The organism is Xanthomonas protegens (assembly GCF_038442435.1).
In the GTDB taxonomy this organism is placed as follows: domain Bacteria; phylum Pseudomonadota; class Gammaproteobacteria; order Xanthomonadales; family Xanthomonadaceae; genus Xanthomonas_A; species Xanthomonas_A sontii.
In genome coordinates this window covers 79,429-98,921 of sequence record NZ_JAQJCQ010000007.1, presented here as the reverse complement: position 1 = coordinate 98,921, position 19,493 = coordinate 79,429, and the positions used below count along the sequence as shown (strand labels likewise).

The 19,493-nt window shown below is 69.9% G+C and carries 20 protein-coding genes; 1 reads left to right on the top strand and 19 read right to left on the bottom strand.

Annotated features, from left to right (window positions below):
• Positions 1-82 precede the first annotated feature (82 nt).
• The 18 genes from PIQ37_RS10070 to PIQ37_RS09985 all read right to left on the bottom strand — a co-directional run bounded on the left by PIQ37_RS10070 (position 83) and on the right by PIQ37_RS09985 (position 15,952).
• Entirely contained in the window at positions 83-1,159 is a 1,077-nt protein-coding gene (locus PIQ37_RS10070) for an SAM-dependent methyltransferase (RefSeq protein WP_342073360.1), read from the bottom strand.
• 20 nt (positions 1,160-1,179) lie between these two features.
• Positions 1,180-1,962 (bottom strand): DUF1295 domain-containing protein, encoded by a 783-nt coding sequence (locus PIQ37_RS10065; protein ID WP_342073359.1) that lies wholly within the window; start codon positions 1,960-1,962, stop codon positions 1,180-1,182.
• A complete protein-coding gene (locus tag PIQ37_RS10060; RefSeq protein ID WP_342073358.1) occupies positions 1,959-2,504 on the bottom strand; it encodes a DUF2878 domain-containing protein in 546 nt (181 codons plus the stop codon). The genes PIQ37_RS10065 and PIQ37_RS10060 overlap by 4 nt, the downstream gene beginning before the upstream one ends.
• The gene (locus PIQ37_RS10055) at positions 2,501-3,814 is read right to left on the bottom strand and encodes a cyclopropane-fatty-acyl-phospholipid synthase family protein (protein ID WP_342073357.1); all 1,314 of its coding nucleotides are present in this window, start codon (positions 3,812-3,814) and stop codon (positions 2,501-2,503) included. The genes PIQ37_RS10060 and PIQ37_RS10055 overlap by 4 nt, the downstream gene beginning before the upstream one ends.
• Entirely contained in the window at positions 3,811-4,680 is an 870-nt protein-coding gene (locus tag PIQ37_RS10050) for a DUF1365 domain-containing protein (protein WP_342073356.1), read from the bottom strand. Before PIQ37_RS10050 ends, PIQ37_RS10055 begins: the two co-directional genes overlap by 4 nt.
• Complete coding sequence (locus PIQ37_RS10045) at positions 4,677-5,930, bottom strand: NAD(P)/FAD-dependent oxidoreductase (protein WP_342073355.1); 1,254 nt, start codon at positions 5,928-5,930, stop codon at positions 4,677-4,679. The genes PIQ37_RS10050 and PIQ37_RS10045 overlap by 4 nt, the downstream gene beginning before the upstream one ends.
• Positions 5,927-6,904: an acyl-CoA desaturase gene (locus PIQ37_RS10040; RefSeq protein WP_026143427.1), complete on the bottom strand. Its 978-nt coding sequence runs from the start codon at positions 6,902-6,904 to the stop codon at positions 5,927-5,929. The genes PIQ37_RS10045 and PIQ37_RS10040 overlap by 4 nt, the downstream gene beginning before the upstream one ends.
• 870 nt (positions 6,905-7,774) lie before the next feature.
• Positions 7,775-8,566, bottom strand: coding sequence for an anti-sigma factor (locus PIQ37_RS10035; protein ID WP_342073354.1), 792 nt, complete (start codon positions 8,564-8,566; stop codon positions 7,775-7,777).
• The gene (locus PIQ37_RS10030; protein WP_017917756.1) at positions 8,563-9,120 is read right to left on the bottom strand and encodes a sigma-70 family RNA polymerase sigma factor; all 558 of its coding nucleotides are present in this window, start codon (positions 9,118-9,120) and stop codon (positions 8,563-8,565) included. The genes PIQ37_RS10035 and PIQ37_RS10030 overlap by 4 nt, the downstream gene beginning before the upstream one ends.
• Positions 9,121-9,178: 58 nt before the next feature.
• Positions 9,179-9,550, bottom strand: coding sequence for a hypothetical protein (locus tag PIQ37_RS10025; RefSeq protein ID WP_043092665.1), 372 nt, complete (start codon positions 9,548-9,550; stop codon positions 9,179-9,181).
• Positions 9,551-9,638: 88 nt separating this feature from the next.
• Positions 9,639-10,427, bottom strand: coding sequence for a hypothetical protein (locus PIQ37_RS10020; RefSeq protein ID WP_342073353.1), 789 nt, complete (start codon positions 10,425-10,427; stop codon positions 9,639-9,641).
• A 91-nt stretch (positions 10,428-10,518) separates the two neighbouring features.
• On the bottom strand, positions 10,519-10,929 hold the full coding sequence (gene rnfB, locus PIQ37_RS10015) for an Rnf electron transport complex subunit RnfB (protein ID WP_342073352.1): 411 nt from the start codon (positions 10,927-10,929) through the stop codon (positions 10,519-10,521).
• 108 nt (positions 10,930-11,037) lie between these two features.
• A complete protein-coding gene (locus PIQ37_RS10010; RefSeq protein WP_342073351.1) occupies positions 11,038-11,637 on the bottom strand; it encodes an HlyD family secretion protein in 600 nt (199 codons plus the stop codon).
• 4 nt (positions 11,638-11,641) lie between these two features.
• Positions 11,642-12,244, bottom strand: coding sequence for an HAD family hydrolase (locus PIQ37_RS10005; RefSeq protein WP_342073350.1), 603 nt, complete (start codon positions 12,242-12,244; stop codon positions 11,642-11,644).
• 83 nt (positions 12,245-12,327) lie between these two features.
• A complete protein-coding gene (gene metG / locus PIQ37_RS10000; protein ID WP_342073349.1) occupies positions 12,328-14,394 on the bottom strand; it encodes a methionine--tRNA ligase in 2,067 nt (688 codons plus the stop codon).
• Between the two features lie 221 nt (positions 14,395-14,615).
• On the bottom strand, positions 14,616-15,068 hold the full coding sequence (locus tag PIQ37_RS09995; protein WP_017910211.1) for a DUF2147 domain-containing protein: 453 nt from the start codon (positions 15,066-15,068) through the stop codon (positions 14,616-14,618).
• 126 nt (positions 15,069-15,194) lie between these two features.
• Positions 15,195-15,584 (bottom strand): SMU1112c/YaeR family gloxylase I-like metalloprotein, encoded by a 390-nt coding sequence (gene gloA2, locus PIQ37_RS09990; RefSeq protein ID WP_342073453.1) that lies wholly within the window; start codon positions 15,582-15,584, stop codon positions 15,195-15,197.
• 2 nt (positions 15,585-15,586) lie between these two features.
• Entirely contained in the window at positions 15,587-15,952 is a 366-nt protein-coding gene (locus PIQ37_RS09985) for a VOC family protein (protein WP_342073348.1), read from the bottom strand.
• A gap of 121 nt (positions 15,953-16,073) precedes the next feature.
• Here PIQ37_RS09985 and mmuM point away from each other — a divergent pair, with 121 nt between their 5' ends.
• Complete coding sequence (mmuM, locus tag PIQ37_RS09980) at positions 16,074-17,012, top strand: homocysteine S-methyltransferase (protein ID WP_342073347.1); 939 nt, start codon at positions 16,074-16,076, stop codon at positions 17,010-17,012.
• A 569-nt stretch (positions 17,013-17,581) separates the two neighbouring features.
• Here mmuM and PIQ37_RS09975 read toward each other — a convergent pair.
• The gene (locus PIQ37_RS09975) at positions 17,582-19,459 is read right to left on the bottom strand and encodes a DUF885 domain-containing protein (RefSeq protein WP_342073346.1); all 1,878 of its coding nucleotides are present in this window, start codon (positions 19,457-19,459) and stop codon (positions 17,582-17,584) included.
• Between the last annotated feature and the right edge of the window lie 34 nt (positions 19,460-19,493).

The window sequence follows — 19,493 nt, the reverse complement described above, 5'->3', positions numbered from 1 at the left end:
AAGCCGCTCCTACACGCGGACGATCAGGCGGCAGCACGCCGCCTTTGCCAATCCCCACTCCCGACTCCCCAATCCCGGCGCCTCAGCGCCTGACGAACCGGTAATGCGCCACGCCCCACTGCTGGCCCTGTTCGTAGCCGAACAGTTCCGCGCAGGCCATCCAGAACATGCGCCAGCGTTGCCACCAGATCTTGGCGTCGGCGCCGTAGGTGGCCTGCAGCACCGGCATCAGCGTGTCGCGGTGGCGGTCCTGGTTGTGTAGCCAGGCGTTGGCGGTCTTCTCGTAATGCTGGCCGGACAGCAGCCAGCGGCGTTCGATCGCCAGGTCGTCCTGGAACTGCAGCAGGGTGTCGGCCGCCGGCATCAGGCCGCCGGTGAAGAAGTGCCGGCCCATCCAGTTGTCCTCGCCCTGCACCTCGAACGGGTAGGCCAGGTCGCGATGGCAGAAGATGTGCACGAACAGTCGCCCGCCCGGCACCAGCCAGTGGCTGACCCGCTTGAGCAGTTCGCGGTAGTTGCGCATGTGCTCGAACATCTCGATCGAGACCACGCGGTCGTAGCTCTCGGTCGGCAGGGTCAGGGTGTTGGCGTCGTGGGTGATCACCTTGACGTTGCTCAGCCCGCGCGCGCGGCACTGCGCTTCGATGTGCTCGCGCTGCGGCCGCGAGTTGGAGACCGCGGTGATGCGCGCGCCGGGGAACTGCTCGGCCATCCACAGCGTCAGCGAGCCCCAGCCGCAGCCCAGTTCGAGGATGCGCTGGCGGTCGCGCAACTGCGCGCGTTCGGCGTACAGCTGCAGCATGCGTTCTTCGGCCGCGTCCAGGTCCGGCGTGGTCGCATCCCAGTAGCAGCTGCTGTACTTCAGGCGCTTGCCCAGGCACAGCTCGAAGAAGCGCGGCGGCACTTCGTAGTGCTGGCGGTTGGCTGCGTCGGTCTCGATCGCGATGGCGCTCTCGCGCAGCGATTCGATCAGCAGGCGCTGGCGCTCCCAGGCCGCGTCGGCGCCGTCGGCGCGCTCGTCGCGCAGGCGTTGCGCGCACAACCGGCGCATCGCCGCGCGCAGGACGGCGTCGGGCAGCACGCCGGATTCGGCCAGGCGCGTGGCCAGCGGCTCGGCCGGCGCGGCGGGCGGGGAAGAGGTGGCGAAGGTGCTGGACATGGCGGATCTCCTGGCGCGGCTCAGTGCCGCGGCGGCATGGGGAAGAAGGCGCTGGTGCTGCGCTGGTAGTCGGCGTAGTCGTGGCCGCGCGAGCGCAGTGCTTGCTGTTCGGTGTAGGGAATGCCGGTGACGCGATAGAGGAAGGCGAACATCAGCAGCGGGCCCAGCGCGGCCACGCCGACCCACAGCGCGCCGCTGCCCACTGCCAGGAACACGTAGGCGAACCAGTGCACGAATTCGAAGAAGTAGTTCGGATGCCGCGAATAGCGCCACAGACCTTGGCGGCAGGTCTTGCCCTTGTTCGCGGGGTCGGTGCGGAACGCGGCCAGTTGCCGGTCGGCCAGGCTTTCCCCGCCCACCGCGATCAGCCAGGTCGCGACCGCCAACGCGGTCCACACGCTCCACTGCGGCTGCGGATTGTGCGCGGCCACCGACAGCGGCACCGCGAACGCCAGCACCACCAGCGCCTGGCCGAGGAAGAACGCCAGGAACTTGCGCTGGTCGCCGTGCCAGTGCTCGCGCAGGGCACGATAGCGGCCGTCTTCGTGCGCATCGCCGAACACGCGTACGCCCAGATGCCAGGCCAGGCGCGCGCCCCACAGCCCGCCCAGCACCGCGGTCAGTACCCGCGGCAGCAGCGCGCCATCGGCGCGCCAGGCGCAGTACACCGCGGTCAGCGCCATGCAGGCCGACCACAGCACATCGACCACGCCGGCATTGCTGGTATGTCGCTGCCAGGCCCAGCCGGCGAGCATGACCAGCACGGTGAAGATGCCTACATGCAGGAGCGGCCAGGCGTTCATCGCACCGCTCCGGTGGCCGGCAGCGCCGGCGTGGCGACCAGCAGGCGCCGCGTCGCCAGGCTCAGCAATGTCAGCGCCGCGGCCCAGCCCACAGCCAGCGCCAGCAGCGGTTGCGGCATGGGCGCCACCAGCGTCACCGCCTGCCAGCCGCGCGCGGCCAGCACATAGCCCAGCGGGCCGGCGGTGGCGCCGAACAGCGCCGCGCGCCAGGGATGGCGCATCACCCAGGCCAGCGAGTGCTGGAAGGTCAGCGCGAAGCCGGCCCACAGCGCCAGGATCCACAGCGGCGGCCACGGTGCCGGCGGCGCGGCGGCGTAGCGCACCCAGTCGCCGGCGCGCATGGCGGCATCGACACCGGCGCCCAGCGGCAACGCCAGGGCGATCAGCGCGGCGTCGCCGCGGGCGCGGCGGCGCGGCTGCAACTGGTACAGCGCGAACAGCGCCAGCGCCGCCGGGCCGGCCCAGGCCAAGCCGTGCGCGGCGCCGACGACGGCGGCCAGCCACAGCCCCTGCAGGGCGAGGTAGTTGATCAGGTTGCTCATGCGTCGCCCGCCAGCGCCGGCGCGAACTGCGCCGGCCGTGCGCGCGGCTTGCTCAGCCACAGGTGCACGTCGCCGATCGAGCGCTCCAGGAAGCCGCCTTCGCAGTAGGCCAGGTAGAACTCCCACATGCGGATGAAGCGTTCGTCGTAGCCGAGCGCGCGCACCTGCGGCAGCCTGGCCATGAAGCGCTCGCGCCAGGCGCGCAGGGTCAGCGCGTAGCTGGGGCCGATGTCTTCGAGGTTGAACAGGCGCAGGTCGCTGGCGCGGCCGATCGCACCGGTCATCGCCGCCACCGAGGGGATGAAGCTGCCCGGGAAGATGTGGCGCTTGATGAAGTCCACCGACTTCAGCGCCTGCGCGTAGCGGTGATCCTCGATGGTGATGGCCTGGATCAGCGCCTGGCCGTCGTCCTTGAGCAGGCTGCCGACCTTGCCGAAGTAGGTATCCAGGTATTGATGGCCGATCGCCTCGATCATCTCGATCGAGACCAGGCGATCGTAGCGGCCGTCGAGATCGCGATAGTCGCGCAGCAGCACCTCGACCCGGTCCGACAGCCCGGCGGCCGCGATGCGCTGCCGGGCCAGTTCGTACTGCTCGCGCGAGATGGTGGTGGTGGTGACGCGGCAGCCGTGGTGCTTGGCCGCGTGCAGCGCGAAGCCGCCCCAGCCGGTGCCGATCTCGACCAGGTGGTGGTGCGGCTGCAGGTCGAGCTTGGCGCAGATGCGCTGCAGCTTGCGTTCGGCGGCGCGTTCCAGCGCGGCCTCGCCCAAGGTGGCGTCGGCGTCGCGGAAGATCGCCGAGGAGTACATCAGGTTGCGATCCAGGAACAGCTCGAACAGCTGGTTGCCCAGGTCGTAGTGCGCGGCGATGTTGCGGCGGCTGCCGGCACGCGTGTTGCGCGCGAACGCGTGCAGGCCGCGCATCGCCAGGCCGCCGAGCCGGGCCAGGCCGGTTTCCATCGCGTCCAGGCGGTCGCGGTTGCGCACCAGCAGGCGTACCAGTGCGACCAGGTCGTCGCAGTCCCACAGGCCGTCCATGTACGCCTCGCCGACGCCGACGCTGCCGTTGAGCGCGGCCTGGCGGTAGAAGCGCGGGTCGTGGATGCGCAGATGCGCCTGCAGCGTGTCGGCGCCGACGCTGGGATCGCCCAGCGTGGTCAGCGTGCCGGCTTCCTCGATGCGCAACTGGCCCTCGCGCAGGCCATCCAGGGTGGCGAGCAGGCGCTGCCGCAGCAGGCGGTCGAGCCCGCGCAGCGGCGGTGCGGCAGGGGCCAGCGCGGCGGCGGAAGAGGGCGCGTGCGGAGCGTTCATCGGCGTTCTCGCGGAAGGGAGTGGTCGGGGTGGTCGTGCACCGGGTTGCCGCGCAGCCACAGCCGCAGCGCCTGCCAGTGGATCTTGGCCATGACTTGCAGGGTCATCGCCGGATAGCGCAGCAGCGCCTGCGCCAGGCTGGCGCCATCGAGGGCACGGCGTTCGAGCACCAGGGTGGCGTCGAAACGCCGTCGCGTCGCCGCCGGCGTGGGATCGAGCACGTCCATGTGCACGCGCAGTTGCGCGCCGGGTTCGCTGAAGCGCCAGGCGTACGTGTGCGCCATCGCCATGAACGGCGAGACGTGGAAGCGCTTGGCGAAGCGCCAGGCGTGCGTGGTGCCGTGACTGCGCGCCTCGGCCATCGGCAGCACGTAGGCGTGGCGCTGCCGCCACGGCGTGTTGGTGATCTCGGCGACGATGCTGTGCAGGCGCTGCTGCGCGTCGTGGCAGTAGTAGAACGTGACCGGATTGAAGCAGTGGCCGAAGTAGCGCAGGTGGGTGAGCATGCGCACCGGGCCCAGCGGACGCTCGCCGGTGTGCTGCTGCACGCGGTCGCGTACCGCTTCGTCCAGCGGCTGCGCGGGGTCGCCCAGGTAGTCGCTGCGGCGGAACTCGGCCAGGTTGCGCCGGTTCACCGACCACAGCCAGCGCCGCGCGAACACCTGCTCCAGTTCGTCCAGGTCCAGGTACAGCAGGAACAGCGGATAGCGGAACGCCAGCGCTTTCGGCGCGTAACGGCGATGCCGCACCCAGCCGGTGTACACCGCGCTGTGCAGGCCATGCAGGGTCGCGCCCGCCGCCGCCGACGTTGTCGAGACGGCGCCAGTCGGCGGGGCGGGCACGGCAGCACGGCGCATCAGCGTCATGACCAGGGTACCCCCAGCGCGGCGGCGACGTCGACCGCGCTGCGCAGGCCATCCTCATGGAAGCCGAAGCCCCAGCCGGCGCCGGCGAACCAGGTATTGCGCTGGCCCTGGATCTCGCCCTTGCGCGCCTGCGCCGCCACCGATGCCTGGGTCTGCAGCGGATGCCGGTAGCGCATGCGCCGCAGCACCTTGGCCGGATCGATCGCATCCGTGCGGTTGAGGCTGACGATGAACGGCTGCGGCGCCTGCAGCGACTGCAGCGCGTTCATCCAGTAGCTGACCGTGCACGGCGCGTCCGGATCCGCCGGTACATGCGCGTTCCAGGCGGCCCAGGCGCGGCGGTCGCGCGGCAGCACGCGCGCATCGGTGTGCAGTACGGTCTCGTTGTCCTGATAGCCGATCGCGCCGAGGATCGCGGTTTCCGCGTCGCTGGGGTCGGTCAGCAGGCGCAGCGCGTCGTCGGCGTGGCAGGCCAACACCGCATGGTCGTACTGCTGGGTGTCGGCATCGCAGGCGATCGCGACGCTGCCGTGGGCCGTGCGCTGCAGCGCGCGCACCGGCGTGCCCAGTCGCTCGCGCACGCGCCAGCGGCTGCGCAGCGCACGCACGTAGCTGTTAGAGCCGCCGCGCACCACCCGCCACTGCGGGCGGCCGCTGACCTGCAGCATATGGTGATTGGCCATGAAGCCGATCAGCTGGCGCATCGGGAAATCGAGGATCTGCCGCGACGGCGAGGACCACAGCGCCGAGGCCATCGGCACCAGGTGCGCGTCGCGGAAGACCTCGGAGTAGCGGTGGCGCTGCAGGAAGTCGCCGAGGGTGAGCTGCGCCAGCGAGGCGTCGTGCAGCACCTGTGGCGCCTCCCGGTAGAACCGCCGCAGATCGCGCAGCATGCGCCAGAAGCGCGGCGACAGCAGATTGCGGCGCTGGCAGAACAGCCCATCGAGCGTGCCGGCGTTGTACTCCAGCCCGGTGCGCTCTTCGTGCACAGAGAAACTCATCGTGGTCGGCTGCGACTCGACGCCGAGCCGCGCGAACAGCGCGCTCAGCAGCGGGTAGTGCTCCGGATTGAACACGATGAAGCCGCTGTCCACCGCGTACTCCGCGCCGTCCAGTTCGATCGCATGGGTATGGGTATGGCCGCCGAGATAGTCGGCCGCTTCGTACAGCGTCACCTCGTGGCGCTGCGACAGCAGCCACGCCGCGCCGAGGCCGGCGATCCCCGAGCCCACCACCGCGATCCGGCTCATCGGGCACGCGCCTGCGCACGCACCAGCCCGGCCGGCACCGGCTTGAGCTCGCGGATCACGCGGGTCCACGACAGCGCCTTCAGGCCGTACCAGGTCAGGTCCAGCTCCCACCAGCGGAAGCCCTGGCGCGCGGCGCCGGGGAAGAAATGGTGGTTGTTGTGCCAGCCTTCGCCAAAGGTTAGCAGCGCCAGCCACAGGTTGTTGCGGCTGTCGTCGCGGGTGTCGAAGCGGCGGCTGCCGAAGCGGTGCGCCAGCGAGTTGATGGTGAACGTGGCATGGAACAGCGCCACGGTGGAGACGAAGAAGCCCCACACCAGCAACTGCGGGCCGTCGGTGCCGAGCTGCGGCACGTGCTGCTGCAGCCACTCGCCGAGCAGGAACAGCGCCAGCGCCAGCAGCACCGGCAGCAACAGGTCGAAGCGGTCGAGGAAGCGCAGTTCGGGGAAGCGGCGCAGGTCCGGGATCGCCTCCCAGTCGGTGCGGAAGCCGCGTGGGGTCAGGAACCAGCCGCTATGGCTCCACCAGAAGCCATGCTGGCGCGGCGAATGCGGATCGGCCGGGGTATCGGTATGGCGATGATGGTTGCGGTGGTGGGCGGCCCACCACAGCGGCCCGCGCTGCACGCAGGTGGCGCCGATCGCGGCGAACAGGAACTGCACCGGGCGCGAGGTCTTGAACGCGCGGTGCGCGAAATAGCGATGGTAGAAGCCGGTGAGCGCGAACATGCGCACCGCGTACATCGCCACCGCCATGCCGACGGCGAACCACGACACACCGACCCAGAACACGCCCAGGCACGCCAGGTGCAGGCCGATGTAGGGCGCGGCACGCAGCCAGTCGATGCGGTCGGCACGCGCCGGATCCAGCTCGATCTCGGCACTGGTGTCGAACCAGCGCCGCAAGGTGCGCAGGATGCGGCCACGCGGCGCAGGTGGCGTTGTGGAAGGGCTGGGTTCCGGAACGGGACTCGGCACAAGCGCGTCTCATGGGGGGACTTGGGAGCGATACGGGCGAAACCGGAAGACGGATGCACCCGCGTCGCATTTCCCCTGCACGGCTGCGGGCGCGGCATGGCGGCCACGACGGCGCAGCGCAGGCGTCGCACGAATCGGAAGATCTGGCTGTCGTGCGGATGCGCGATGGCGGCGGGGATGTTGCCTGCGCACGAGTGGTGGGCGGGTGAATGCGCGCCCGGTTCTTGTAGACGAGCGCGGCATAGCCTGACCGCGGCCCGATCTCTCCGCGGCGCGTGCAAGGTGCGTGGTGCACTGCCCCTCTCCCATCGGGAGAGGGGTTGGGGTGGGGGTACGGAGCGAAGCCCTCGCGCATCCAAGTTGCGCTGCCGGACGCTGTACGAGGCTTCGCCCGTCCCCTCATTCGCCCCTTCGGGGCACCTTCTCCCGACGGGAGAAGGGAATCCATGGTCCCGATGGGAGAAGGGTTGTCTACGGCGCCAGCTGCAGTGTGCTGAGGCGTCATTGCCCCTCTCCCATCGGGAGAGGGGTTGGGGTGAGGGTACGGAGCGAAGCCCTCGCGCATCCAACTTGCGCTACCGGACGCTGTACGAGGCTTCGCCCGTCCCCTCATCCGCCCCTTTGGGGCACCTTCTCCCGACGGGAGAAGGAAATCCGCGGTCCCTATGGGAGAAGAGGTTGTCTACGGCGCCAGCTGCAGTGTGCTGAGGCGTCATTGCCCCTCTCCCGGCGGGAGAGGGGTTGGGGTGAGGGTACGGAGCGAAGCCCTCGCGCATCCAACTTGCGCTGCCGGACGCTGTACGAGGCTTCGCCCGTACCCTCATCCGCCCCTTCGGGGCACCTTCTCCCGGCGGGAGAAGGGAGAGATGTCTACGGCGCCAACTGCAGCGTGCTGATGCCGCCCTTGGCCACGACCGGACCGGTGGCCACGCCGCCGGGCGCGCCGCCGGGCGGTTCCATGGTCACCGCCAGCACCGCGCCGTCGCTGAGCAAGGGCATCAGCGCATCGGGAATGCGTGCCACGCGCGCCTTGGCCTCGTCGAACACGCCCATCGAGCGCGCCTTGCCGTCGGCCGGGATCAGCCACAGTTCCGGCACGCGGTCGGCGTCGCGGGTGCCGGCCAGCGGGGTGAGGGTGATGCTGCGCTTGTCGGCGTCCATCAGCGCCACGTAGCCGGGCTTGCCGTCGTCCTGCATCAGCGTGGAGGTCATCGCGATGCCGCTGGGCTTGGGCGTGGTGGTGGTGGCGACCGGCGGCGGCTGCGCGGCCGGCGGCGGCACCGGCGCACGCGCCAGCAGCAGCGCCAGCAGGCAGGCCGTGGCGGTGGCGAAGCCGCCGGCGCTGAGCCAGCGCCAGGTCCGCACGCTGTCCCAGAACCCGGGTGCGGCGGGGCGCGTGCGCGGCGCCGGCGCATCCAGGCCCAGCGAAGCGCGGATGCGGACCCATACGCGCTCGGGCACCGCCACCGGGGCGATCTCGTCGGCCAGCGGCATCAGGTGTTGCTGCCATTGCAGTACGGCCGCGGCGAATTCGCGGTCGCTGTCGATGCGTGCTTCGGCGGCGCGGCGCTCCTGCGCGTCGAGCACGCCGAGCACGTACTCGCCGGCCAGCACGTCGCGCGGCGGCGGGGTTTCCTGCGGATCGGGCACGGAGGCGTTCATCGTTCCAGGCACGCTTTCAGTTTGGCCAGGCCGCGACGGATCCAGCTCTTGACCGTGCCCAACGGCGTGCCGCTGCGCTGCGCCAGTTCTTCGTAGGTGATGCCTTCGAAGAACGCGGTGCGGATCAAGTCGCCGCGCGGCGGCTCCAGTTCGCCCATGCACACGTCCAGGCGCCGACCGGCCACCCGCCACTCGGTATCGGCGAGCGGATCGCGGCCTTCGTCCTGCAGTTCACCGGCATCGTCCAGCGCCACCGACTGCCGCGCCGGTGCGCGTGCGCGCAGATGGTCAATGGCCTTGTTGCGGGCGATCATGGTCAGCCAGGTCAGGCCGCGCGCGCGCTGCGGGTCGAACTGCGCGGCCTTGCGCCAGACCGAGGAGAACACTTCCTGCAGCACGTCCTCGGCTTCGCCGCGCTGCGGCACGATGCGCAGGCACACGCCGAACAGGCGCGAGGAGGTGGTGCGATACAGGCGTTCGAACGCGGCGCTGTCGCCGGTGGCGGTGGCCACCAGCAATTGTCCTGCTTCGTCGTGATCGGGCGACTCGGTCATGCCGGGAGACGGTGGCGAAGGTCGGCGCGATCCTACAGGCTTTCGCCGCGCCCGTCGCTCAGGCGCGCTGGCGCCGCCACAGCACGAGTGCGGTGAGCAGCAGGACGATCTCGAACGCGGCCAGGCCGGTCGTGGTCGGGCCGACCGGCCACAGCCGCAGCAGGCTGGCGCTGCGGTAGAGCACGATGGGCACGTAGAACGCCAGCGCCAGGAGCAGGCCGGTGCGCAGTTGTCCGGTGCGGGCGAAGTAGCCGAACAGGAAGGCCATGCCCAACTGCAGGCCGCCGTAGATGACCAGGTATTCGGACTGGCCGGAGCGGTCCAGGCCGACATAGCCCACCGCCGCGGCGGTCTGCGCCGGCAACAGCGTGCACCAGACGGCCAGGAGCGCGTACAGCGCGGCGTTGAACCACAGGTAGGCCTTGGCCATGAGGTGTCCTCGTCGATGCGCGGGCGATGCGCAGGCATGGTTGTAGCGGGTGCGGCGGGGGCCGACGTGAATGCGCTGGCGGCGCGGCTCAGCGCGCGCTGCATTGCGCGACCAGGGGTTGCTGCAGCGCCTGCTGCCAGGCGCCATCGTCGGCCTGGCCGCGCAGGCGTTCGGGAAAGTCGATGCGCACGCTCGGGTAGCGGCCGCGCGCGTCGCGGATGTTGCCGACACCGCGGAATTCGAGCAGACGCCGGTCCTTGCGCGTGTAGGCGACGCTGAGGTCGGGCAGCAGCGTGCCATACCAGGCGGCCAGGCTCAGGGTGTAGCGCTGCACCTCGGCATCGGCCGGGCCTGGGGTGATGCGGAAGTCGAGCGTGCGCAGTTCGCTGGGCAGCACGAAGGCGATGCGCTGCGGCCCGCCGCTGCCCAGGCTGTCCCAGCGCTGGCGCAGGTAGGCGTCGAAACCGGCGTCGATCACCTGCGCATCGGGGCTCTTGGGCAGCGGCGCGCGGCGCTCGGCCTGGCCCTTGGCCTGACTGAACATCTCGCGCCCGCTGCCGCTGCGGCGCACGCCCTCGCGGTAGCCGCTGCGCGCATCGATCAGTTCGAAGTCCGGCGCGGCGCTGCCGTCGTCCACGCGCTTGCGCGCGAACGCGGCGCCGTCGGTGCACTGGTACAGCACCAGGCGCGCGCCATCTTCGCGGACCCAGTGGCTTTCGCGGTACAGCACCTGTTTGCCGTCGGCGGCATAGGCGATGCCCTCGTAGTGCAGCATCGCCTGCGCAGGCGCGGCGGCGACCAGGGCGGCGGTGCCGAGGGCCAGGGCCAGCGGCAGGTGCGCTCGGATGAGCGGGAAGGCGGCGGTCGACGTCGGCATGCACGGCGCTCCGGTGGGATGACACCAGGACATACGCGGCGGGTGCCGATCCGGATGCGCCCGCCGTGGCGGCCGCGCTGAAGCGGCTGTCTCAGCGCAGGACGATGCAATCCACCGGGCAGGCCGGCAGGCACAGTGCGCAGCCGGTGCACAAGGGCGCCAGCACCGTGTGCATGTGCTTGGCGCCGCCGACGATGGCGTCCACCGGGCAGGCCTGGATGCATTTGGTGCAGCCGATGCAGTCGGCTTCGACCACCCAGGCCACCTGCGGCGGCGCGTGCGTGCCGCGGCTGCGGTCGTAGGGCAGGGCGGGGACGCCGAGCACCCGCGCCAGGGCGCGCGCGCCGGCATCGCCGCCGGGCGGGCAGCGGTCCACCTGCGCCGTGCCGGCAGCCATCGCCTCGGCATAGGGACGACAGCCGTCGAACCCGCACTGGCCGCATTGGGTCTGCGGCAGCAGGCGATCGAGGCGTTCGAGCAGGGCGGCGTGGGCGGGCGTCATGGCGGAGGCGGCGCACGGTAGCGCACGGCGAGGAGCAGGGGTGGAGAAGCGGAAGCGCCGGCGTGGCCAGCCGGCAGAGTGTAGCGCGGCGTCCGCTGCTGCCCGAGCCTAGCGCGCGCTGTAGGTGTCGATCACGACCTGGACCGCGATGCCCGGTTCCAGCCTGGCGGGCGCGGCCTGCGCGCGGTCCAGCACGATCCGCACCGGCTGCCGCTGCACGCGCCGGACATGGTTGCCGGCCTGCGCTGTCGTGTCGAGCGGCACGTCCGCCTCCTGCACGGTGGCGCCGATCGCCTGCACGTGACCGACCCAGGTCATCCCCGCACCGTCGGCCAGGCGCACCTGCGCGGCCTGGCCGACCCGGATCGCCGGCAGCACGTCCTCGCGGAACCGGGCGATCACCGTGATCGCGTCGTCCTTGGGCGCATGCGTGGAGACGGCGGCCGGCGCGCCGGGCATGGCGCCAGCGGGGCGCGACGCCGGCCTCGCCACCCAGGCATCGTCGCTGCGCGCCGCGGGGTAGGCGCGCCACCCCCACACGCTGATGGCGAATGCGATGCCGAGCAGGATCGCCAGCGCCACGATCGACAAGGCGATGACCGCGCTGCGGTCGCGCGGTGGCGTCGCCTCGGCGTCGCGGCGTGCCGCGGAGGCGGCCATGCGCTGCGCAGCGGACGGCAGGGGCGGCGGTGGCTGGCGCAGCGTCATCGGCTCAGGCGATCCGGCGCCCGCAGTACCAGCGCTCGTGCGCCAGCGCCAGCATCGGCCGATCCTCGCGGCTGTCGCCGTACGCATAGATGCGCCGATAAGCGTTCAGGTCGTACTGCATGCGGATCAGCGCGGCCTTGCGGGGGCCGCAGTCGCCGTGGCGATAGCGGCCGGTCAGGCGCCCATCCTGCACTTCCAGGCGGTTGCAGATCAGGCCCAGCCCATGTTGCGTGCACCAGGGCCGCAGATACAGATCCAGCGAACCGGAGACCAGCGCCACGCTGTGCCCCTGGGCCTGGTGCCAGGCGATCCGCTGCATCATGTCCGGTCGCAGCAGCGGCGGCAGCGCCTGCTGCGCATAGTGCTCGGCCTCGCGGGCGATCTCGTCTGCGTCGCGGCCGGCGAACACCAGCCGGGTGACCCGCGTGCGCAACGTCGCCGCCGACACCAGGCCCAGCCGATAGCCGGCCAGCCACGGCCCGACCGCCCAGCGCGCCCGCGCCTGCTGCGCCGGCGTGGCCACACGGCGCAGGAATCCCGAATAGGTATCGGCGGTGGTGACCGTGTGGTCGAAATCGAAGAGAGCGAGGGATTGGGGATTCGGCATTGGGGATTCGTCACCGCGTCATGGGCCATCGGCGCCGAGAGTGGCTCAACCAATCCCCAATCCCGACTCCCCAATCCCCGCCGTCAACGCACCGGCATGCCGGGCTGCGCGCCGCTATCCGCGTCGAGCAGGGCCAGGGCGCCGCCGTCGAAGCCGGCCGACAGGATCATGCCTTCGCTGAGGCCGAAGCGCATCTTGCGCGGGGCGAGGTTGGCGATGAACACCACGTTGCGGCCGACCAGCTTTTCCGGTTCGCCGTAGCTGCCGCGGATGCCGGAAAAGATCTGCCGCTTGCCCAGCTCGCCGGCGTCCAGTTCGAAGCGCAGCAGCTTGTCCGAGCCTTCGACGAACTCGCAGGCCAGTACCTTGCCGATGCGCAGGTCGAGCTTGGCGAAGTCGTCGATGCCGATGACGCCGGGAGTGGGGAGTGGGGATTCGGGATGCGCAGCGACCTTCGTTTCGGTCTTGGCCGGTGCCGGCTTGGTTGCGGCCGGGGCGGGTGCGAGGGTGTCCTTGGAGGCGTCGGTCATGGCGTCGAGCAGCTTGGGGTCGATACGGGTGAACAGGGGGGCGTAGGGTTGGATCACGTGCGCCAGCAGCGGGGCGTCGAGGTCGTCCCAGGCGCCGAGCGGGGCCGACAGGAACGCCTCGGCCTCGGCGCAGGTGCGCGGCAGCACCGGCTTGAGTGCGGCGGCCAGCACCCGGAACAGGTTCAGGCCCTGCGTGCACACGGCCTGCAGTTGCGCCTCGGCGCCGTCCTGCTTGGCCAGCACCCAGGGCTTGTGTTCGTCGATGTACTTGTTGGCCTCGTCGGCCAGGGCCATGGTCTGGCGGATCGCGCTGGCCGGGTCGTTGCGCTCGTAGGCCTCGCGGATCGGCGCCAGCGCGGCGACGAAGCGCGCGTACTGCGCCGGGTCCGGCAGCGCGTCGGCGAGCGTGCCGCCGAAGCGCTTGTCGATGAAGCCGGCGCAGCGGCTGGCCAGGTTGACGAACTTGCCGACCAGGTCCGCATTGACCCGCGCCACGAAGTCGCCCAGGTTCAGGTCGAGATCGTCGACGCCGCCGGACGACTTGGCCGCGAAGTAATAGCGCAGCGCTTCCGGCTCCAGGCCCACGTCCAGGTAGGTGCGGGCCATGACGAAGGTGCCGCGCGACTTGGACATCTTGGCGCTGTCGACGGTCAGGTAGCCGTTGACGTGCAGCCGGGTCGGCGCGCGGTGGCCGGTGCCGTGCAGCACCGCCGGCCAGAACAGGCCGTGGAAGTTGACGATGTCCTTGCCGATAAAATGGTGCAGCTCGGTGGCGGTGCCGGCGGCCAGGTGCGGCTCGAACGCTTCGCCCAGGCTCGCGCACAGGGTCTGGAAGCTGCTCAGGTAGCCGATCGGCGCGTCCAGCCACACGTAGAAATACTTGCCCGGCTGGCCCGGGATCTGGAAGCCGAAGTACGGCGCGTCGCGGGAGATGTCCCAGGCGCGCAGGCCGCCTTCGCTGTCCAGCCATTCCATCAGCTTGGCCTTGACCCCGGGCAGGGCGACGTCGCCGGCCAGCCACTGCCGCAGGAAGCCGTCGAAGCGGCCGACCTCGAAGAAGAAGTGCTCCGAATCGCGCAGCTCCGGCGTGGCGCCGGAGATCACCGACTTCGGCTCCTTCAGTTCGGTCGGGGAATAGGTGGCGCCGCAGACCTCGCAGTTGTCGCCGTACTGGTCGGCGCTGCCGCAGTTCGGGCAGATGCCCTTGATGTAGCGGTCGGGCAGGAACATGCCCTTGGCCGGGTCGTAGAACTGCGCCACCGAGCGCCGCGCGATGTGGCCGCCGGCGTCGAGCTTGGCGTAGAACGCCTCGGTCAGGGCGCGGTTGGCCGCCGAGTTGGTCGAATCGTAATGGTCGAAGGCCACGCCGAACGCGGCGAAATCGCGCTCGTGGCTGGCCTGGATGGCGGCGATGAAGCTCTCCGGGGTGACCCCGGCTTTCTCCGCGGCGAGCATGATCGGCGTGCCGTGGGTGTCGTCGGCGCACACGAACCAGGTGCGGTCGCCGCGCAGCCGCCGCGCGCGCACCCAGATGTCGGCCTGGATGTAGCCGACCAGATGCCCCAGATGCAGCGGTCCGTTGGCATAGGGCAGGGCGGTGGTGACGAGAGCGGTGGTCATGGCGGCCGGCGATGCTGGGGGCCGGGGATTATTGCATGGAGCAGGGATTCGGGATTGGGGAGTCGGGATTGGTCAAGCGCTTGGTCGGCGTCTGCAAATCCGCGCGCCCATTAAAAAGGCGCCCTTGCAGGCGCCTTCAATAGAGTGTTTGCAGAATGGAAATCAGGCAGCGACACCGCTTCTGCGAATCCCCAATCCCGACTGCCGAATCCCGGCTTCCGTCACTCCCTGATCCAGGTCTGCGTCCGGCCCAGGGCCTCAATGCCGATATAGCCGCGCATCTGCAGCTTCTTGCCGCCATCGGTGAGGGTGACCTTGGCCTTGTAGGTCTTGCCCTTGGCCGGGTCCAGGACCGAGCCGCCGTCCCACACCGCGGTGCCGTCGGGCTTGAGGCCCCACAGGATGGTCATGCCCTTGATCGGCTTGCCCTTGCGTTCGCCGTCGCACTTGTCGCACATCGGGTTGGGGCCGTGGTTGGACTGCAGGATCTCGACCACCTTGCCGCTCAGCGTGCCGTTGGCGGCCTGTTCGATCTGCACGATCGACTTGGGCTTGCCGGTTTCGTCGTCGATGGTCTGCCAGCGGCCGACCGGCGAGGTGTCGGCGGCGTGCGCCATGAATGCCGCCGCGCTCAGCGGCAGGGCCAGCATCAGGGTCTTGAAGGTCGTGCGCATGTTCCCCTCCCGAGGGATGTCCGGTGCGGCCGGCGCGATGCCGGCCTGATCCGACTGTATACCCAAGCGTATGGTGCTGGGAATCCGCACTGCGGCATGCGGTTCAGCGTGGTCGGCCGCCGGCGTTCAGCCGTGCTCGTACAATTCCAGCGGCAGGTCGTCGGGGTCGGCGAAGAAGGTGAAGCGGCGGCCGGTGTACTCGTCCACGCGGATCGGTTCGACTTCCACGCCGTGCGCCTGCAGGTGCGCGACGGCTGCGTCCAGGTCGCGCACGCGCAGCGCCAGGTGGCGCAGCCCGCAGGCTTCCGGACGGCTCGGTCGCGGCGGTGGCGCGGGGAACGAGAACAGTTCGATCTGGCTGCCGTCGGGCAGGGCCAGATCCAGTTTCCAGGAGTCGCGCGCGTCGCGGTAGACCTCGGCGATCACCGCCAGGCCCAGGATGCGGCAATAGAAGTCCTTGGACCGCGCGTAGTCCGACGCGATGATCGCCACGTGGTGCAGGCCGTCCAGGGTCAGGCTCATCGGCACAGCGCCTGGCCGAACTGCAGTACATGGCCGTCCGCATCGCGGATCGCGAACTCGCGCATGCCGTAGTCGAAGTCTTGCAACGGATAGACGATGCGCCCATGCGGATGCAGCCGCTGCCACCAGGCATCGACCTCGTCGGTGCGGAAGTACAGCGAGCAGGCGGCGCTGGCAATGGAGGTGTCGGCCTCTGTGTGGTGCGCGGCCAGCATCAGTGCCAACGGGCCGTGCCGCAGCGACACCCAGCCCGTCGCCACTGCGCCGCCCTCGAGGCGAAACGCCAGGGTTTCGGTATAGAACGCCAGTGCCGTGGTCAGGTCGGCACAGCGCAGCATCGGGGTCAGCGTCGTGAAGGTCATGCGCTGAGTCGGGGCGAGCGAAACGGGGCAATCCATGGAAGAAGCATAGCGCAGCGGTGCGGCCGCACCGCTGCGCGTGCCGTCTGCGACACTGCGCATTCCGTCGCTGCGAGGCCGCGCCATGCCGCACAACCCGCTCGCCGCGCTGCTGGCCGAGGACCGGTGCCTGGTGCTCGACGGCGCGCTGGCCACCGAACTGGAGCGTCGCGGCTGCGATCTGCGCGATCCGCTGTGGTCGGCGAAGATCCTGCTGGAACAACCGGACCTGATCCGCCAGGTGCACCAGGATTATTTCGCCGCCGGTGCGCAGTGCGCGATCACCGCCAGCTACCAGGCCACGCCGCCGGGCTTCGCCGCGCGCGGGATCGACCTCGCGCACTCGCAACGCTTGATCGCGCGCAGCGTCGAACTGGCGCAGCAGGCACGGCAGGCGCAACTCGCGCTGCATCCGCAGGCGGGCCCCTTGCTGGTCGCCGGCTCGGTCGGTCCGTATGGTGCATATCTGGCCGACGGGTCCGAGTACCGTGGCGACTATGTGCTGACGCCGGCGCGAATGCGCGATTTCCATCGCCCGCGCATCGCGGCCCTGGTCGCGGCCGGCGTGGAGTTGCTGGCCTGCGAAACGCAGCCGTCCTTTGCGGAAATGGCGGCCTTGCTGCAGGTGCTGGAGGAGTTTCCTCGAATTGTCGCCTGGTTCGCCTGCACCCTGCGCGATGCAGCCCACCTCAGCGACGGCACGCCGTTGCGCGAGGTGGTGGCGTTGCTCGAAGGCCACCCGCAGGTGGTCGCGCTCGGCGTCAACTGCGTCGCGCCGTCGCTGGCCACTGCGGCGTTGCGTCATCTGGCGACGCTGACGCGCTTGCCGCTGGTGGTGTATCCGAACGCGGGCGAGCGCTACGACGCCGAGCGCAAATGCTGGCAGGCCGACAGCGCCGATGCCGGCACCCTGGTCGACCACCTCGCCGCCTGGCGTGCGGCCGGCGCCCGCCTGATCGGCGGCTGCTGCCGCACCACGCCGCGGGACATCGCGCAGCTGGCGCGGCGTCTGGCATCGTCTTAGAGAGGGCGGGTCGCCTTGCACGCGACTGCCCGATGGCTTCGCCGTCGGTTTTCAGTGGGTGTCGGCGCTGGTCAGTCGCCTTGGCCGTTTGTGGGAGGGACTTCAGTCCCGACGCCCTTCACTGCAACGCGTCGGGACTGAAGTCCCTCCCACAAGGGGTTCATGCGCCCAGTGCCCTGATGGAACGGGTGTGCGATCCGCACCGAGTGGAATGGGCGCAACGGGATGGCCATTGCATCAACGGGACATCGCTGCAGTTCCCACTGCCGTCGCGCTGCACTTGCAGCAGCCGGCATGCCAGGGAACTGCACTGTGGGAGGGACTTCAGTCCCGACGCCGTTCACTACAACGCGTCGGGACTGAAGTCCCTCCCACAATGGGTTCGTGCGCGCTCATGTCCTAGTGGAACTGGCGTGCTATCTGCCTCCCTGCGGCTGCTGCTTTCCCGTAGGAGCGGCTTCAGCCGCGACCGGGCTTCACCAGGAAGGCCCCATCGCGGCTGAAGCCGCTCCTACCACGATCCCGCGACGTCTCAGGTCGCCTATTCCGCGGGAGGAGCGGCTTCCCGCTCACCCCTGCTTCTTGCTCGCCACCCAGCGCTCGATCTTTTCCTGCAGCACGTTCAGCGGCACCGAGCCGTCCTTCAGCACTTCGGCATGGAATTCGCGGATATCGAACTTGTCGCCGAGTTGCGCGCGCGCGTAGTCGCGCAGCTGCATGATCTTCATCTCGCCGATCTTGTAGGACAGCGCCTGGCCGGGGATGGCCATGTAGCGCTCGGCCTCGGCTTCGGCGTCGGTGCGGCTGGTGGCCGAGTTCTGCAGCATGTAGTCGATCACCTGCTCGCGGGTCCAGCCCTTGCTGTGCACGCCGGTGTCCACCACCAGGCGGATCGCGCGCCACAGCTCGTTCTGCAGGTAGCCGAAATAGTTGTAGGGATCCTGGTACAGGCCCAGGTCCTTGCCCAGCGATTCGGCGTACAGGCCCCAGCCTTCGATGAAGGCGGTCTCGCCGCCGAAGCGGCGGAACTTGGGCAGGTTGGTCAACTCCTGCTGCAGGCCGAGCTGGAAGTGGTGGCCGGGAATGGCCTCGTGCAGGTACAGGTCTTCCGCATCCCAGGTCTTGCGGCTGGGCAGGTCGTAGGTGTTGACGTAGAAGATGCCGGGGCGACCGTCCTCGCTGGGGCGCATGTACGAGCCGCTGGCCGCCGACTGCGCGCGATACGGCTCCACCGGGCGGATCTCGAACGCGGCCTTGGGCTTGAGCGAGAACATGCGCGGCACCGCCGCGTCGACCCGGCCTTCCAGCCCGCGGTAGTAGGTCAGCAGCTCGTCCTCGCTCTTGAAGGTGAAGCGCTTGTCGGTCTGCATGAACTTGAAGAACTTCTGCATCGAGCCGCGGAAGCGCACCTGCTTCATCACTGCCTGGATCTGGCCTTGGATGCGCGCCACTTCGTCCAGGCCGATCTGGTGGATCTGGGCGGGGGTCAGGTCGGTGGTGGTGCTCTGGCGCACGTTCCAGGCGTACCAGGCATCGCCGCCGGGCAGGGCGCCGACGCCGGCGGTGCTGCGCGTGGCCGGCAGGTATTCGGTGGCGATGAAGCCGCGCAGGGAGCGGTAGGCGGGCATGATCCGGTACTCGATCATGCGCTTGTACTCGGCGGTGATGCGCTGCCTCTCGGCCTCGGGGATGTCCGCCGGCAGGTTGCGCACCGGGCCCCAGAACAGGCTCTCCTCGGCGGTGGGCTTGATGATCGCATCCAACTGCGGCAGCACCTTCTCCATCAGCGCGCGCGGCTGCACCACGCCGGCCTTCATGCCTTCGCGCATGTTGGCGATGGCCTGGTCGAACAGCGCCGGAATGCCGAGCGCGCGCCGCGACCAGTTGTCGTAGTCCTTGACCGTGCGGAACGGCTGCGCGCCGGTGCCGGAGCCGAGCATCACCATGATGCTGCCGACGTTGTAGAACTGGTTCACCGGCTGCATCCAGCTCGGGTACTTCTCCGCCTCCAGCGCATTGCGTGCGTCGCCGACGAAGATCTCGTAGCTGAGCAGGTCCTGCCCGGTCAGGCCATCCTTGCCGATCGCCTCGGCCTTGCCCAGCCACTCCACGGTGAAGTCGTGCGACTGCTGGCGGAACGCAGCCGAGAGGAAGTTCGGCAACTGGTCGTTGTAGCGGCTGTCGCCCTGGAAGGTCGCCTGCAGCGGATTGAGCTTGAGCGAGGCTTCCCAGTAGTCGTCGTACAGCCGGTTCAGTTGCTGCGCCTTGGTCAGCACCACCGGGGCCGGCGCCGGCCGCGCCTTGCGGGCCTTGCTCGCCTTGGCGCGGGTCTGCGCGGTGGTCTGCTTGGTGGCCTTCTTCTTGGCCGCGTCCGCCGGGGCCGCCAGCGACAGGCTCAGGGCGGTGGCGATGGCCAGGGACAGCAGGCGGGAAAAGCGGGGCGGCATTGCGGGCTCCAACGACAAGCGAGCGGGGAGCTTG